This is a genomic window from Sphingomonas endophytica, from assembly GCF_014199415.1.
Classification (GTDB): Bacteria; Pseudomonadota; Alphaproteobacteria; order Sphingomonadales; family Sphingomonadaceae; genus Sphingomonas; species Sphingomonas endophytica.
In genome coordinates this window covers 1-14,853 of record NZ_JACIJN010000012.1, presented here as the reverse complement: position 1 = coordinate 14,853, position 14,853 = coordinate 1, and the positions used below count along the sequence as shown (strand labels likewise).

16 protein-coding genes are annotated in these 14,853 nt (G+C 68.2%); 7 read left to right on the top strand and 9 right to left on the bottom strand.

The genetic code is table 11. From position 1 onward, the window contains the following. Positions 1 to 40 precede the first annotated feature (40 nt). On the top strand, positions 41 to 1,249 hold the full coding sequence (locus tag FHS97_RS15745) for an ABC transporter permease (RefSeq protein ID WP_184040228.1): 1,209 nt from the start codon (positions 41 to 43) through the stop codon (positions 1,247 to 1,249). 192 nt (positions 1,250 to 1,441) lie between these two features. Here the strand turns inward: FHS97_RS15745 and FHS97_RS15740 are convergent, their stop codons facing one another. The 5 genes from FHS97_RS15740 to FHS97_RS15720 form a co-directional block, all read right to left on the bottom strand. Continuing rightward, positions 1,442 to 2,113, bottom strand: coding sequence for a nucleotidyltransferase family protein (locus FHS97_RS15740; protein WP_184040224.1), 672 nt, complete (start codon positions 2,111 to 2,113; stop codon positions 1,442 to 1,444). Continuing rightward, positions 2,100 to 3,023 carry an XdhC family protein gene (locus tag FHS97_RS15735; protein ID WP_184040221.1) on the bottom strand — a complete coding sequence of 308 codons (924 nt, stop codon included), beginning with the start codon at positions 3,021 to 3,023 and terminating at the stop codon, positions 2,100 to 2,102. Before FHS97_RS15735 ends, FHS97_RS15740 begins: the two co-directional genes overlap by 14 nt. A 251-nt stretch (positions 3,024 to 3,274) precedes the next feature. Further along, positions 3,275 to 5,524, bottom strand: a complete 2,250-nt coding sequence (locus tag FHS97_RS15730; protein ID WP_184040218.1) for a xanthine dehydrogenase family protein molybdopterin-binding subunit — start codon at positions 5,522 to 5,524, stop codon at positions 3,275 to 3,277. Beyond that, positions 5,521 to 6,486, bottom strand: coding sequence for an FAD binding domain-containing protein (locus FHS97_RS15725; RefSeq protein ID WP_184040215.1), 966 nt, complete (start codon positions 6,484 to 6,486; stop codon positions 5,521 to 5,523). The genes FHS97_RS15730 and FHS97_RS15725 overlap by 4 nt, the downstream gene beginning before the upstream one ends. After that, positions 6,483 to 6,992 (bottom strand): 2Fe-2S iron-sulfur cluster-binding protein, encoded by a 510-nt coding sequence (locus FHS97_RS15720; protein ID WP_184040212.1) that lies wholly within the window; start codon positions 6,990 to 6,992, stop codon positions 6,483 to 6,485. The genes FHS97_RS15725 and FHS97_RS15720 overlap by 4 nt, the downstream gene beginning before the upstream one ends. Before the next feature lie 124 nt (positions 6,993 to 7,116). Between FHS97_RS15720 and FHS97_RS15715 the strand changes: the two genes are divergently transcribed. Then, on the top strand, positions 7,117 to 7,380 hold the full coding sequence (locus tag FHS97_RS15715; protein WP_184040209.1) for a hypothetical protein: 264 nt from the start codon (positions 7,117 to 7,119) through the stop codon (positions 7,378 to 7,380). 102 nt (positions 7,381 to 7,482) lie between these two features. Here the strand turns inward: FHS97_RS15715 and FHS97_RS15710 are convergent, their stop codons facing one another. The 4 genes from FHS97_RS15710 to FHS97_RS15695 form a co-directional block, all read right to left on the bottom strand. Further along, positions 7,483 to 7,731 (bottom strand): hypothetical protein, encoded by a 249-nt coding sequence (locus FHS97_RS15710; protein ID WP_184040206.1) that lies wholly within the window; start codon positions 7,729 to 7,731, stop codon positions 7,483 to 7,485. A gap of 48 nt (positions 7,732 to 7,779) precedes the next feature. Next, a complete protein-coding gene (locus tag FHS97_RS15705; protein ID WP_184040203.1) occupies positions 7,780 to 8,322 on the bottom strand; it encodes a hemerythrin domain-containing protein in 543 nt (180 codons plus the stop codon). A 3-nt stretch (positions 8,323 to 8,325) separates the two neighbouring features. Then, on the bottom strand, positions 8,326 to 8,850 hold the full coding sequence (locus FHS97_RS15700; RefSeq protein WP_184040187.1) for a ferritin-like domain-containing protein: 525 nt from the start codon (positions 8,848 to 8,850) through the stop codon (positions 8,326 to 8,328). A gap of 206 nt (positions 8,851 to 9,056) precedes the next feature. Further along, positions 9,057 to 10,181 (bottom strand): NADH:flavin oxidoreductase, encoded by a 1,125-nt coding sequence (locus tag FHS97_RS15695; RefSeq protein WP_184040185.1) that lies wholly within the window; start codon positions 10,179 to 10,181, stop codon positions 9,057 to 9,059. Positions 10,182 to 10,271: 90 nt separating this feature from the next. Here FHS97_RS15695 and FHS97_RS15690 point away from each other — a divergent pair, with 90 nt between their 5' ends. The 5 genes from FHS97_RS15690 to FHS97_RS15670 all read left to right on the top strand — a co-directional run bounded on the left by FHS97_RS15690 (position 10,272) and on the right by FHS97_RS15670 (position 14,623). Next, positions 10,272 to 10,661 (top strand): winged helix-turn-helix transcriptional regulator, encoded by a 390-nt coding sequence (locus FHS97_RS15690; RefSeq protein ID WP_028967862.1) that lies wholly within the window; start codon positions 10,272 to 10,274, stop codon positions 10,659 to 10,661. Between the two features lie 169 nt (positions 10,662 to 10,830). Beyond that, a complete protein-coding gene (locus FHS97_RS15685; RefSeq protein ID WP_184040182.1) occupies positions 10,831 to 11,847 on the top strand; it encodes an LLM class flavin-dependent oxidoreductase in 1,017 nt (338 codons plus the stop codon). Between the two features lie 222 nt (positions 11,848 to 12,069). Continuing rightward, a complete protein-coding gene (locus FHS97_RS15680; RefSeq protein WP_184040179.1) occupies positions 12,070 to 13,683 on the top strand; it encodes an NAD(P)/FAD-dependent oxidoreductase in 1,614 nt (537 codons plus the stop codon). Then, positions 13,680 to 14,219, top strand: a complete 540-nt coding sequence (locus FHS97_RS15675; RefSeq protein WP_184040176.1) for a pseudouridine synthase — start codon at positions 13,680 to 13,682, stop codon at positions 14,217 to 14,219. Before FHS97_RS15680 ends, FHS97_RS15675 begins: the two co-directional genes overlap by 4 nt. Then, the gene (locus FHS97_RS15670; protein ID WP_184040173.1) at positions 14,216 to 14,623 is read left to right on the top strand and encodes a reverse transcriptase-like protein; all 408 of its coding nucleotides are present in this window, start codon (positions 14,216 to 14,218) and stop codon (positions 14,621 to 14,623) included. Before FHS97_RS15675 ends, FHS97_RS15670 begins: the two co-directional genes overlap by 4 nt. Positions 14,624 to 14,853 lie beyond the last annotated feature (230 nt).

Here is a 14,853-nt window from a genome sequence, read left to right as displayed (position 1 = left end):
CGCGTCGCTTCGCTCCTCGCAATGACGAGAGCAGCGTAACATGTTCGGCACCACGCTCCTCCTCGCGCTGCGCTCGATCCGCCGGCACATCCTGCGCTCGTTCCTGACGATCCTCGGCATCGTCATCGGCGTCGGCGCGGTGGTGACGATGGTGACGCTCGGCAAGGCGACCACCGCCGCGGTCCAGTCTCAGATCGCCGCGCTCGGCACGAACATCCTCCAGATCCGCCCCGGGCAGGGGTTCGGCCGCGGCGGCGGCGGGCCGCGCCCGCCCGACTTCACGCCGGAGGACGTCACCGCGATCGCGACGCAGATCGCCGGCGTCACCGCGGTCGCGCCGCAGGCGCAGGCCAGCGCGACCGCGATCTACGAAGGCGCCAACTGGTCGACGACGATCAACGGCACCACCGCCGCCTATTTCCAGGTCCAGCCATGGCCGCTTGCGAGCGGACGCTATTGGACGACGCCCGAGGAACAGGCCGGCAAGGCGGTGTGCATCATCGGCAATACCGTCCGCCAGAACCTGTTCCGCGGCGGCGAGGCAGTCGGCGAGCGCTTCCGGCTCGGCGACGTCAGCTGCGACGTGATCGGCACGCTCAGCACGCGCGGGCAGGCCGGGTTCGGCGGCGATCAGGACGATGTCGTCATCATGCCGATCAAGGCGGTGCAGCGCCGCTTTACCGGCAGCCGCGACATCCGGCTGATGCTGGTTGGGGTCGACCAGCGCTACCAGACCGCCGGGGTGCAGTCCGCGATCACCGACCTGCTGCGCGAACGCCGCACGATCACCGATGGGCGCGAGGATAATTTCAACATCTTCGATACCAAGCAGATCAGCGACACGCTGACCGGCACCACCACCGCGCTGACGCGGATCGTCGCGGCGGTGGCGGCGATCAGCCTTGTCGTCGGCGGGATCGGGATCATGAACATCATGCTGGTCAGCGTCACCGAACGCACGCGCGAGATCGGCATCCGGCTCGCGATCGGCGCGGTGGCGAACGAGGTGCTGCTGCAATTCCTCGTCGAGGCGGTGGTGCTGTCGTGCCTCGGCGGGCTGATCGGGCTGGTGATCGCGCAGGCGGTGATCGCCGGGCTGACGCCGCTGCTCGACGTGCCGTGGACGTTCGACCCGCAGATCAACATGATCGCGTTCGCGATCTCGGCGGTGATCGGCGTCGTGTTCGGCTATTTTCCCGCCCGGCGCGCGGCGGCGCTCAACCCGATCGACGCGCTCCGCCACGAGTAGGGGCGGCGCGCCGCTACGGCGGGATCCACCCAGACGTGGAGCGCGCGATCACGTGCGGTCGACCATACCGTCCGTCATTGCGAGCGTAGCGAAGCAGTCCAGGGCGTCCTGGTCCGGCTCTGGATTGCTTCGCTACGCTCGCAATGACGGATCAAGCTGACGTTATCGCGCTCAGCTTCGCCGACTCGAACTTCAAAGCGTGCCGTCGAACGCGGCGCGGCGCTCCTCGCTCGACCCCGCACGCAGCAGGTGCGAGTCGGGACGCATCAGGGCTTCGGGCGCATGGACCAGCTCGCGGAGCCGCTCCAGATCCTCGGGCGTGTCGACGTCGATCAGCTCGGCGGCATTCGCGACGACATGGCGGCCGGCCTGGATCAGGTCGCGCGCGCCCTGATCGCCGGTGATCGCCAGCACCTCCTCGAAGCGGTCGCGACCGAACAGCACCGGCGGGCGCGGCGTGGTGCCGTCGCTCGACGCGACAACGGCCCTGTCATCGAGATCGGCGGCGGCGTCGAACAACCGGTAGATGTGTGCGGCGGTGACGCGCGGCATGTCGGCCAGCGCGATCAGCACCGCCTTCGCGTCGCGCGCCCGCGCGCAATCGACCCCCATCCGCACCGACGACGCCATGTCGCGGTCCGGCGCGGCATTGTGCAGCACGCTGAACCGATGCGCGGCATAGTCGATCGTGCAGCCGTCGACGACCACGATCCGCTCGCGGAACGGCATGTCCTCCAACGCGACCGCGACGTGCAGTCCCAGCGGACGCGCGAGAAACTGTTCCTCCAGCTTGTTGCCGTCGCCGAAGCGGTCGGAACGTCCGGCGGCCAGCAGAATCAGGACGGTGTCTTCAACGGCGATCATGAAAGGCTCCCACCATCGCGGCGGCGATCGACAAAGCGATCTCCGCCGGGCCGATCGCGCCGATGTCGATGCCCACCGGGCCATCGATGCGGTCGAGTTGATCCGCGTCAACGCCCGACGCCGCCAGTCGCTCCCGCCGCGCGGCATGGCTGCGGCGGCTGCCCAGCGCTCCTACGTAAGCGGCGTCGCTCGCCAGCGCGGCGAGCAGCGCGGGATCGTCGATCTTGATGTCATGGCTCAGCGTCACGACTGCGGTCGCGCGCCCCGGCTTCCACGCCGCGACCGCCTCGTCGGGCCAGCGATCGTCGAGCGTCACGCCCGGAAAGCGCTCTTCGGTCAGGAACCGCCCGCGCGGATCGATCACCACCACCTCGATCCCCAGCGTCGTCGCGAGCGCGGCGAGGCTTTGCGCGATCTGCACCGCGCCGACGATCAGTAGCCGGCGCGGCGGGTCATAGCGGTTGACGAACATCTCGCCCGTCTCGTGCGGGCGCAGGTCGGCATGCCCGGTCGCAAGATCGGTGGTGACGGTCAGCGACTCGCCCGCCGCGCGCGCCGCGGCGATGCGATCGAACAATTCGGGATCGAAGCCCTCCGCGCTGACCGGCTGGACCATCACCGAAATCTCGCCGCCGCACGGCAGCCCGACCTGCCACGCGCTGTCGTCGGCGACGCCATAGGTCTTCACCGCGAATGGCGCGCCCGCGATCACCTGCGCGGCGGTGTCGAGGATATCGCCCTCGACGCACCCGCCCGACACCGATCCCTCGAAGCGCCCGTCGGCATGGACGAGCATATGGCTCCCGCGCGGCCGCGGCGCCGAGCCCCAGGTTGAGACCACGGTGGCGAGCGCCAGCGGCTCGCCCTTCCAGGCGGCAGCGGCGGCGAGGACGGAATCATTGTCGGCCATTATCGTCTTTCAAGGAGCCTCGTCATTGCGAGCGGAGCGAAGCAATCCAGTGTTCCGCGCACCACCCTGGACTGCCGCGTTGCTTCGCTCCTCGCAATGACGGGAAGGGCTGGAACTGGACATGAGCGCTGACCTCCCCAACATCGTCGTTCCGGACTTGATCCGGGATCCCGCTCCTTCTTCTCCGCCGCAAGAAAGAAGCGGGGCCCCGGATCGAGTCCTCAGCGACGAACGACGTCGACCACCCGCCCTCAAACCGCCGGCAGCTCCGCCAGCAACTTGTCGCAGGTGATCGGATAGTCGCGCACCCGCACGCCGGTCGCATGATAGATCGCATTGGCGATCGCCGCGCCCGCGCCCGAGATGCCCAGCTCGCCGATCCCCTTGGCGTGGATCGGGTTGGCGTGAATATCGCGCTCGTCGAGAAACGCGACCTCGATCTGCGGAATGTCGGCGTTCACCGGCACGTGATATTCGGCGAGATCGCGGTTCACCACCTTGCCGTTGCGCGGATCATGGACCAGCTCCTCGGTCAGCGCCGCGCCGATCCCGAACGTCATCCCGCCAAGGCATTGCGAGCGCGCGGTCTTCTCGTTGAGGATGCGCCCCGCCGAGAACACGCCGAGCATCCGCTCCACGCGCACCTCGCCGGTGGTGACGTTCACCTTCACCTCGGCGAAATGCGCGCCATAGCTGGCCTGACGGTGGAGCTTCTCCTGCTTGCCCGGCGCGATCGTGCCGGTGACGGTCATGCCGTCGCCGGCCAGCTCGGCGATGTCGACCGCGCGGTTCTCGGCGATCGCGCGCCCGTCCTTGAGCGTCATCGCCTCGACCTCGACACCCATCGCCTTGGCCAGCTTCTCGCGCAGTCCCTCGCACGCGAGATACACCGACGACCCCGACGAGCCCGCGCCCCACGACCCGCCCGACCCGGCGGAGGGCGGGGCGGCACCGTCGCCGAGCTGGACCGTCACGCTTTCCAGCGGCAACCCCAACGTCTCGGCAGCGATCTGCGCGAGGATCGTATAGGTGCCGGTGCCGATGTCGGTCATGTCGGTCGAGACGATCGCGCGTCCTTCGCCGGTCAGCTCGACCGTCGCCGACGATTTCTGGAGCATGTTCGACCGCACCGCCGCGGCGACGCCGGTCCCATGCAGCCACTCGCCGCGCCGGTCGCCCGCCGGCTCGGCCTTGCGGTCCGACCACCCGAACAAGTCCGCGCCCTTGTCGAGGCACGGGATCAGCTGCCGCGTCGAGAAGGGGACGTCGTTGGTCGGATCGATCGCCGGTTCGTTGCGGCGGCGCAGCTCGATCGGATCGATGCCGACCTTGTACGCCAGCTCGTCCATCGCCGCTTCCAGCGCCAGCATCCCGACCGCCTCGCCCGGCGCGCGCATCGATCCCGACAGCAGCCAGTTAAGCCGCACGAGCTTGTGGTCGATCAGCCGGTTCTCGGCGGCATAGGCGAATTGCGTTCCGATCCCGGCCGGCTCAAAATAATCCTCGCCGGGCAGGTTGCTGGCGAGCGTCTCATGCCCCAGCCCGGTCAGCTTGCCGTGCGCGTCGGCCGCCAGCCGGATGCGCTGCTCGGTGTTCGAGCGGCGGACGGTGGCGTCGAACACCTGCTGGCGTGCCATCGCGACCTTCACCGGCCGGTCGAGCCGCTTCGCCGCGATCGCCGCCGCGACGCTCTCCGGCGCGATCCCCAGCTTCGACCCGAAGCCGCCGCCGACATAGCGCGAGATGATCCGCACCTTGTCCTTGCCGACCCCCAATGCCGCCGCGAGCTGCATCTGGTCGGAGGCGACCATCTGATAGCTGCCGTGCAGGACCAGCGCGCCGTCCTTCCACTCGGCGATCGAGGCGTGCGGCTCCATCGCCGCCGAATTCTGGCTGGGCGTGGTATAGGTTTCGTCGATCGAGAACGCGGCATCCGCCATCGCCGTGTCGAGATCGCCTTTCGCCATATGCGGCGGGATCTGGTCGGGGGGCGGGCGGTCCGCCTGATCGCGGTGCGCGGCGAAGACGTAACTGCCCTCGCGCGGCTCGTACTCCACCTTGACCTGCGCCGCCGCGTCGCGCGCCGCCTCGAAGGTTTCTGCGACGACGATCGCGACGATCTCGCCGTGGTAATCGACCTTTTCGACCCCCTGCGTCGGCGCCTTCTTCTCGCCGCCCTGTTGGGGGTTGCGGATGAAGCTGGGGTAATCGGTGATGACGTCGATCACGCCGGGCAGGCTGCGCGCCGCGTCGGCGACCACGTCGGTGATCTTGCCCGACCCGAACGGCGCGCGCACCAGCACGCCATAGCTCAGCCGCTCGACGGGATATTCGGCGGCATAGGTCGCCTGGCCCGACACCTTCAGCGGCCCCTCGACGCGGTCGAGCGGCTTGCCGATCACGCCCTGCGTACCCGCATCCAGCCAGCTGTGCGGATGCGCTTCGTTCATCGTCAGCGAGCGGGTATCCTCGCGCCCGAGCACCTTGTTGATCAGCGTCATTGCGTCACCTCGCGCAAGCTGGCGATCAACGTGCGCCGCGCCAGCGGGATCTTGAAGTCATTGGTGCCGAAGCCCGTCGCGCCGTCGAGCAGCGCATCGGCCGCGGCGTTGAAGGTTTCGTCGGACGGCGCCTTGCCCACCAGCGCCGCCTCGACCGCCGGGTTCCGCCACGGCAGGTGCGCGACCCCGCCGAACGCCAGCGCCGCCGCGGTGATGATGCCGTCCTCGACGGTCACCACCGCCGCGACCGAGAATAGCGCAAAGGCATAGGACGCGCGGTCGCGCACCTTGCGATACAGATGCCGCCCGACGGTCGGCGCGGGCAGCTCGACATGCGTGATGAGTTCGCCCGCCTCCAGCACGTTCTCGATGTGCGGCGTGTCGCCGGGCAGCCGGTAGAAGTCGCCGATCGGCACACGGCGCTTGTCGCCGTCGGCCTTCTGCGTGACGATCACCGCGTCCAGCGCGCGCATCGCCACCGGCATGTCGCCGGGGTGCGTCGCGATACACTGGTCGCTGGTGCCGAGGATCGCGTGGATGCGGTTGAACCCGCCGATCGCCTCGCACCCGCTGCCCGGCTGGCGCTTGTTGCAGCCGGCGGCGGTGTCGTAGAAATAATAGCAGCGCGTCCGCTGGAGCAGATTGCCGCCGGTTGTCGCCTTGTTGCGCAACTGCCCCGACGCGCCGGCCAGCAATGCGCGGCTCAGCACCTCGTATTTGGCGATCACGCGCGGGTCGGCGGCGAGATCGCTGTTCGGCACGAGCGCGCCGATCGTCAGCCCGCCGTCCTCGCGCTCCTCGATCGTGTTGAGGTCGAGCCGGCTGATGTCGACCAGCTTCTCGGGCGTCTCGACCTGCAATTTCATCAGGTCTAGCAAATTGGTGCCGCCGGCGATGAACCGCCCGCCCGCGCGCGTGGCGGCTTCGACGCTGTCGGCGCGCGCATAGTCGAAGGTCTTCATGCGTCCACCTTCGCGCTGGCGTCGGCGACCTCACGGATCGCGTCGACGATATTGGGATAGGCGGCGCAGCGGCAGATGTTGCCGCTCATCCGCTCGCTGATCTCGGCATTGTCGAGCGAGGCGCCGGTCAGATCGGCCGAGGCATGGCTCGGCCAGCCCTTCTTGACCTCGTCGAGCATCCCGACCGCCGAACAGATTTGCCCCGGCGTGCAATAACCGCATTGATAGCCGTCATGCCGCACGAACGCAGATTGCAGCGGGTGGAGATTCTCGGGCGTTCCCAGCCCCTCGATCGTTACGATCTCGTCGTCCTGGTGCATCACCGCCAGCGTTAGGCAGGAATTGATCCGCCGCCCGTCGACCAGCATCGTGCACGCGCCGCACTGGCCGTGGTCGCAGCCTTTCTTGGAGCCGGTCAGCCCCAGATGTTCGCGGCACAGGTCGAGCAACGAGGTCCGGACATCCACCTCCGCCTCGTGCGACTGGCCATTGATCGTGAAGTGCATCTGTTCCGCCTCTCGCTTACCCGCCAAGAACGTCGCCGGGGACGGGGAGGGTCCGTGCGAACGATTCTCATAGGATTCGTTCAGCTTTGCGCTGCTATGCGCTGCGCAAAGGCGGGAGGTCGGTATGGTGCGTAAGGTGATGATGGCAGGCGCGGTGCTGCTGGCGACCAGCGGCTGCGTGCGCACCGCGTGGAACGTCGCGACGCTGCCGGTGAAGGCGGTCGGCAAGACCGCCGACCTGATGACGACCAGCCCGAAGGAGCGCGACGAAAAATACGTCCGCAAGATGCGCAAGGAACAGGAAAAGCGCGACAAGGAATGCCGCAAGCATCCGGATACCTGCGAGGCGGACGGACATCAGGGGCAACGCTTGCCGCCGGGTTATTGATCTTAGTCTCGTCGCCCCGGACTTGATCCGGGGCCCCGCTTACTTCTCAGCAGTCGGCCAGAAGCGGGACCCCGGATCAAGTCCGGGGTGACGGCAAAAAACTCACTCCGTCGACGGCGCGTTTGGCTGCGGCCCGTCCTTCTCGTCGCCGGCCTGATTGCCGCCGTGATAGCCGCGCTCCGACTGTCCGCCCTTGAAATGCCCGCCTTCCTTGCCGGTGTGCGGGTTCGGATAGGCGCCGCCCTGGCTCTCGCCGCTGCTGTCGCGCCGGCTCGCCACTTCGCCGCTGCCGTCGGGATCGTGCGGTGTGGTGCCCTCGCCATCGGCCTGTATCGGTTGCTTGTCGGTCATCAGATCCTCCAGACCTCTCCTACGCACGGCCGCGCCAAACGGACGCAGCTACGCGAGCTTGACGCCCTCGCGGTGCATCGCAACCGTGACATGGCGGTTCTGCGCCTCGGACAGCGACCCGCGCAGCCGCGGGAACAGCTCGTCCTCTTCCTCGCGCATATGCTCCACGATCATCGTCCGGAACTCCTGCACCTTGGGCAGCCACTCGGGGCTGTCCGCTGGCATCTCGCCGAGATCGAAGAAATATTGCTTCACGTAACCGTGATCGTGGTTGAGGTGATCCGCCGCCTCGGTCAGCCCGTGGTCGCGCATCATCGTGTAGATGACATTCTCTTCCTGAAACGCGTGCCGCGCGATCGCATATTTCAGCGACGCCAGCAGCACCTTGCGCTGCGCGCTCTGCTGCGTGTCGGTCCGCTCGATCAGGTCGAACACGCGCAGCGCCGCGGCATGTTCGGCTGCCAGCGCCGTATCCCATGCGCCGGTCGCCGCGCTCGCGCCCTGCACCGCCGCCTTGCGCAGCCAGTGCGCCGACAGCCCGAGCGCGACCCCTGCGGCGACCGCGACGCCGCTCCGCGTGTTCGCCCTCATCGCTCAGACCTTCGCCTGGCTGCTGCCGCCCGCGGCGTACAGCTCGGCATAGCGGCGCGTGACGCTCGGCAGCGCCTCGTCGATCCACCGCGCCATCGACTGTTCCTCGTCGAGCGTCTGGCGCAGCGGGGTCATCGCCTGCCCGAACCCGCCATCCTCGGCGAGCGTCAGCAGCGACTTGTACGCCGCGATCTCGAAATGCTCGAAAGCGAAGTTCGCGAAGCTGTTCTTGACGATCTCGTCGCCCGCGAACGTGTGCGTGATCGCGGCCATCCCGCCGCTCATGCTCAGCGCCGCGTCCTTGAGCGCCGACCCGCTCGTCTCGAACGAGGCGAGCAGTTCGTCGAGCCGCTCGATCTGTCCGTTGGTCTCGTCGATGTGCAGCCGAAGCCGCTCGGCGACCTCGGGATAATGTTCCAGCCGCGCGACCTGCGGCGTCATGATCGACAGCGCCTGTTTCTCGACGGCGTGCGCGTTGCGCAGCCCCGTCACGAACAATTCGCGCAGCGTGTCCTGATCGGTCGGCATCGTCGTTCTTCTCCCGTTCTGGATGAGAAAAGAACCCGTGCCGCGACGGCGACGTTCCGGAAAAGCCGAGCAAAAACAACCTGATCCAGATCGCTGTACGCGGTTTGCCGTCGCCCCGGACCCGATCCGGGGCCCCGCTTCTTGCTTGCGCCGGGGCAGGAAGCGGGATCCCGGATCGGGTCCGGGATGACGGCGTCAGACCTACTTCACACCAATTCGGCCAGCGCGCTCGCCTCGAAGCCCTTCAGCCCCGCGGCGTCGCCCGCACGCACCTTCGCCACCCATTCCGGATCGCTGATCAGCGCACGCCCGACCGCGATCAGGTCGAATTCGTCGCGCTCCATCCGCGTCACCAGCCGGTCGAGATCGGTGCTGGTCGACCCTTCGCCGCCGAACGCCGCGAGGAACTCGCCCGACAGCCCGACCGAGCCGACGCTGATCGTCGTCGCGCCGGTCAGCTTCTTGGCCCAGCCCGCAAAGTTGAGGCCCTGCTCGCCGTCCAGCTCGGGGAACTCGGGCTCCCAGAATCGCCGCTGCGAGCAATGCAGCACGTTCGCGCCGGCCTCGACCAGCGGCAGCAGCCAGTCGGTCATCGCCTCCGGCGTCTCGGCGAGCCGCGCGCGATAATCCTGCTGCTTCCACTGGCTGACGCGCAGGATCATCGGCATGTCCGGCCCGACCGCCGCGCGCACCGCCTTGACCACCTCGGCTGCGAACCGCGACCGTTCGCGGATCGTCGCGCCGCCGTAATTGTCGTTGCGCTGGTTGGTGCCGCCCCAGAAGAACTGGTCGATCAGGTAACCGTGTGCGCCATGGATCTCGACCGTGTCGAAGCCGAGCGCCTTGGCCTCCGCCGCCGCGCGCGCGAAGGCGGCGATCGTGTCGGCGACATCCTCGTCGCTCATCGCCTGTCCGCGCGCTTCGGCCGGCGCGTTATAGCCCGACGGGCTCTCGACCGGCTGCGGCGGCGCCCAGTCGCCGGCGGGCGGGCCATTGGTCGCGCCGGTGTGCCAGATCTGCGGCCCCATCTTGCCGCCCGCCGCGTGGACCGCGTCGATCACGCCCTTCCAGCCCGCCAGCGCGGCGTCGCCGTGGAAGAACGGGATCCCCGGATGGTTGCGCGACGACGGCCGGTCGATCACCGTGCCCTCGGACAGGATCAGCCCGACGCCGCCCTCGGCGCGGCGGCGATAGTAAGCGGCGTTCGCCTCGCCGACCACGCCGCCCGGCGCCATCGTGCGCGTCATCGGCGCCATGACGATGCGGTTGGGCAGCTCGAGCGAGCCGAGCGAGAAGGGACGGAACAACGTATCGACCGAAGCGGAGGACATCCACGGCGCCTTTTCTTGTGATTGCGGCCCTTCAGGTATATATCGGAAACCTGAGGTCAATAACGCACCTGCGATCGACTAGGTATACTCATGGAAACCGCCACCCTCTCGCCGCCGCACGTCTGCCAGCATTTTTCGGTCGATTGCCCGAGCCGCGCGCTGCTCGACCAGATTGCCGACAAATGGTCGATGATGGTGCTCACCGTGCTCGACGCCGGGCCGATGCGCTTCAACGCGATCCGCCGCCATCTGGAGGGCGTGACGCAAAAGGCGCTGACGCAATGCCTGCGCCGCTTGGAGCGCAACGGCATGGTCTCGCGCCGCGTGATCCCGGCGTCGCCGGTCGCGGTCGAATATGCGATCACACCGCTGGGGCGCTCGCTGCACCAGCCGTTCAAGGCGCTGTACCGCTGGACGATCGAGAACATGCCGCACGTCGAGGAGGCCCGCCGCAGCTTCGACGAGAAGGTGGCGGCCTGACGCCCTAGCGGCTCACCGCATCACACCCCACCCCCGTTCGTGCTGAGGAGGCATTGAGCGAAGTCGAAATGCCGTCTCGAAGCACCGCCCCGCGCGCAGGCCCTTCGAGACGAGGCTTCGACGGGCTCAGCCTCTCCTCAGGACGAACGGAGGGAGTAAAGGATTGAACATGAAGAAAATTGGCTTCCTCTCCTTCGGCCATTGGTCGAACGCACACGGCTCCGCCACCCGCTCGGCCAGCGACGTGCTGCTCCAGTCGATCGACCTCGCGGTCGCGGCGGAAGAACTCGGCGCGGACGGTGCCTATTACCGCGTCCACCATTTCGCGCAGCAGCTCGGCTCGCCGTTCCCGCTGCTCGCGGCGGTCGGCGCACGCACGAAGTCGATCGAGATCGGCACCGGCGTCATCGACATGCGCTACGAAAACCCCTTCTACATGACCGAGAATGCCGGCGCGGCGGATCTGATCGCGGGTGGGCGGCTGCAACTAGGGATCAGCCGCGGCTCGCCCGAGCAGGTGATCGAGGGCTGGCGCTATTTCGGCTACGCCCCCGCCGCCGGGGAGAGCGACGCCGACATGGGCCGTCGCCACAGCGAATTGTTCCTGCGGCTGTTGCAGGGCGAGGGCTTCGCCAAGCCCAATCCGCAGCCGATGTTCCCCAACCCGCCCGGGCTGCTCCGCCTCGAACCGCACGCGGAGGGCTTGCGCGAGCGGATCTGGTGGGGCTCGGCGTCGAACGCCACCGCGATCTGGGCGGCGCAGATGGGGATGAACCTGCAAAGCTCGACCTTGAAGGCCGACGAAAGCGGAGAGCCGTTCCACGTCCAGCAGGCGAAGCAGATCCGCGCCTATCGCGAGGCGTGGACGGCGGCCGGCCACACCCGCACCCCGCGTGTCTCGGTGTCGCGCTCGATCTTCGCGCTGACCGACGACCGCGACCGCGCCTATTTCGGGCGCGACGGCGGCGGCGACCAGATCGGCGTGATCGACAATATGCGCGCGGTGTTCGGCCGCTCCTACGCCGCCGAGCCGGAGAAGTTGATCGAGCAGCTTCGCGCCGACGAGGGCATAGCCGAGGCCGACACCTTGCTGCTGACGGTCCCCAACCAGCTCGGCGTCGACTACAACACGCACGTGCTGGAGAACATCCTCCGCCACGTCGCGCCCGCGCTGGGCTGGCGGTGACTCCCACGTGCGTCATTGCGAGCGTAGTGAAGCAATCCAGGGCGTCCTGATCCAACCCTGGATTGCCGCGCTACGCTCGCAATGACGGGGCAGGGCGATGTCCTACATCACCCGCTTTAGGCTATTCATTCCACAGCCGCAGACCCGACCAATACCCCCGCCATCGTCTCAACATTCGCAACATTCGCCTCGCTCCGCGAACCCCGCTAAAGCCCCGCCGCCATGATCCGCATCACCGACCTGAAACTGCCGCTCCACCATGCCGACGAGGCGCTGCCCGCCGCGATCGTCAAGCGGCTGCGCATCACCCCGCGCGACCTGATCCGCTTCACGGTGGCGCGGCGCGGCAACGATGCGCGCGAACATGGCCGCATCCAGCTCGTCTACACGGTCGATGTCGCGGTGAAGAACGAGGGCACGGTGCTCGCGCGCAACCGCCGCGATCGCGACGTCTCGCTCACCCCCGACACCCGCTACCGCGCGCCCGAACCCGCGAAAGACGGCGCGCCGCGCCCGGTGGTGATCGGCGCCGGCCCGTGCGGGCTGTTCGCGGCGCTGATCCTCGCGCAGGCCGGCTATCGCCCGATCATCCTCGAACGCGGCAAGGTGGTGCGCGAGCGGACCAAGGACACCTGGGGCCTGTGGCGGCGCAGCGTCCTCAACCCCGAATCGAATGTCCAGTACGGCGAGGGCGGGGCAGGGACCTTCTCGGACGGCAAGCTCTACAGCCGCATCAAGGACCCGCGCCACCTCAACCGCAAGGTGCTGACCGAGTTCGTCAAGGCCGGCGCGCCCGAGGAAATCCTCACCGAAGCACACCCGCATATCGGCACCTTCCGCCTCGTGACGATGGTCGAGAGCATGCGCGCGACGATCGAGGAACTCGGCGGCGAGTATCGCTTCTCGACCCGCGTCACCGGCTTCGACGTCGCCGAGCAGGGCGGGGAGCGCCGCATCAGGGGGCTGCACCTCCACGACGGCGGCTATCTGGAGGCCGAGCATGTCGTGATGGCGATCGGCCATAGCGCGCGCGACACGTTCGGAATGCTGGTCGAGGCCGGGGTCCATGCCGAGGCCAAGCCTTTTTCGGTCGGCGTCCGCATCGAACATCCGCAATCGTGGATCGACCGCGCGCGCTTCGGCCCCGACGCCGGGCATCCGGTGCTCGGCGCGGCCGAATATCACATCTCGCATCACTGCTCGAACGGGCGGACGGTCTACAGCTTCTGCATGTGCCCCGGCGGCACCGTCGTCGCCGCGACCAGCGAGGAAGGCCGCGTCGCCACCAACGGCATGAGCCAATATTCGCGAAACGAGCGCAACGCCAATTCCGGCTTCGTCGTCGCAATCGACCCGGAGCGCGACTATCCCGGCGACCCGCTCGCCGGGCTGGCGCTGCAACGCGAGATCGAGGCGAAGGCGTTCGTCGCGGGCGGCTCGACCTACCACGCCCCCGCGCAGCGCGTCGGCGACTTCCTCGCCGGCCGCGCCTCGACGACGCTCGGCAGCGTCGTGCCGTCGTACAAGCCCGGCGTCACCCCGACCGACCTCGCCGAATGCCTGCCCGACTTCGCGATCCAGGCGATGCGCGAGGCGATCCCGGTGTTCGGTCGCCAAATCAAGGGCTACGACCATCCCGACGTCGTGATGACCGGGGTCGAGACGCGCACCTCCTCGCCGGTGCGCTTCACGCGCGGCGAGGACATGCAGAGCCTCAACACGCGCGGCCTCTACCCGGCGGGCGAGGGGGCGGGCTATGCCGGCGGCATCCTGTCGGCGGCGGTCGACGGCATCCGGGTGGCGGAGGCGGTGGCGCAGCAGATCGCGCGCGCATGACGCTGATCCTGTTCAACAAGCCCTATGACGTGCTGAGCCAGTTCACCGATCGCGGTTCCCCGACGACGCGCGCGACGCTATCGGACTTCATCGACGTGCCCGGCGTCTACCCCGCCGGCCGGCTCGACCGCGACAGCGAAGGGCTGTTGCTGCTCACCGACGACGGACGCCTCCAGTCGCGGATCGCCGACCCGAAGTTCAAGCTGCCCAAAACCTATTGGGTGCAGGTCGAGGGCGTCCCCGACGCCGCCGCGCTGGCGGCGCTGCGATCGGGCGTGCCGCTCAAGGACGGCATGACCCGTCCCGCAGACGTCGAATCGCTCGACGCGCCCGACGTGTGGCCGCGCACGCCCCCGATCCGCTACCGCGCCAGCATCCCCGACGCATGGATCGCGCTGACGATCCGCGAGGGGCGCAACCGGCAGGTGCGCCGCATGACCGCCGCGGTCGGCCACCCGACGCTGCGGCTGATCCGCTGGCGCGTCGGCGACTGGTCGCTCGGCGATCTCGCGCCCGGCACGTGGCGGACGGCATGAAGATCTTCTTCGACGGCGGCTATTCGCCCGCCGGGATGGAATATGCGCTGGTCGCGGGCGGGCGGACGTATATGCGCCGCGATCTCGGCGAGGGCAGCAGCATGGCGGCCGAGTGGCTGGCGCTGATCGCCGCGCTGACGCTCGCCAACGATCTCGGCTTGCCCGAGGCGGTGCTGCTCGGCGACGCCGCGGCGGTGATCGCGCAGGCGCACGGCGCGATCCGCTGCCCGCCGGCGTACCGCGAGCATTATGAGCGGTTCCACGCGCTTCCACGCCCGGCCGGGCGACTGCGCATCCGCTACGTCAAGCGCACGCAGAATCTAGCGGGCATCGCGCTGGAATCCGTCCAGCGCTGGACCCCGCCGTCGCCGTTGCCCGTCATCACCCCTTCGGCTTTGGGCTGACCCGGACCTTCCCATCACGCTTGCCCGTCATTCCCGCGAAGGCGGGAATCCAGACGCGCAGGTCTGTCGATAGAAGCGAAACGTCAAAGGTTCTGGATTCCCGCCTTCGCGGGAATGACGACAAATTGGCCGTTCTCCCCCTGAGTTCACAAACGAAGTGCAACACCTGAGACAGGTGCTGCCATGTCGAGATATCGTCAGCTTACGCTCGAGGAGCGGTGTTCGATTGC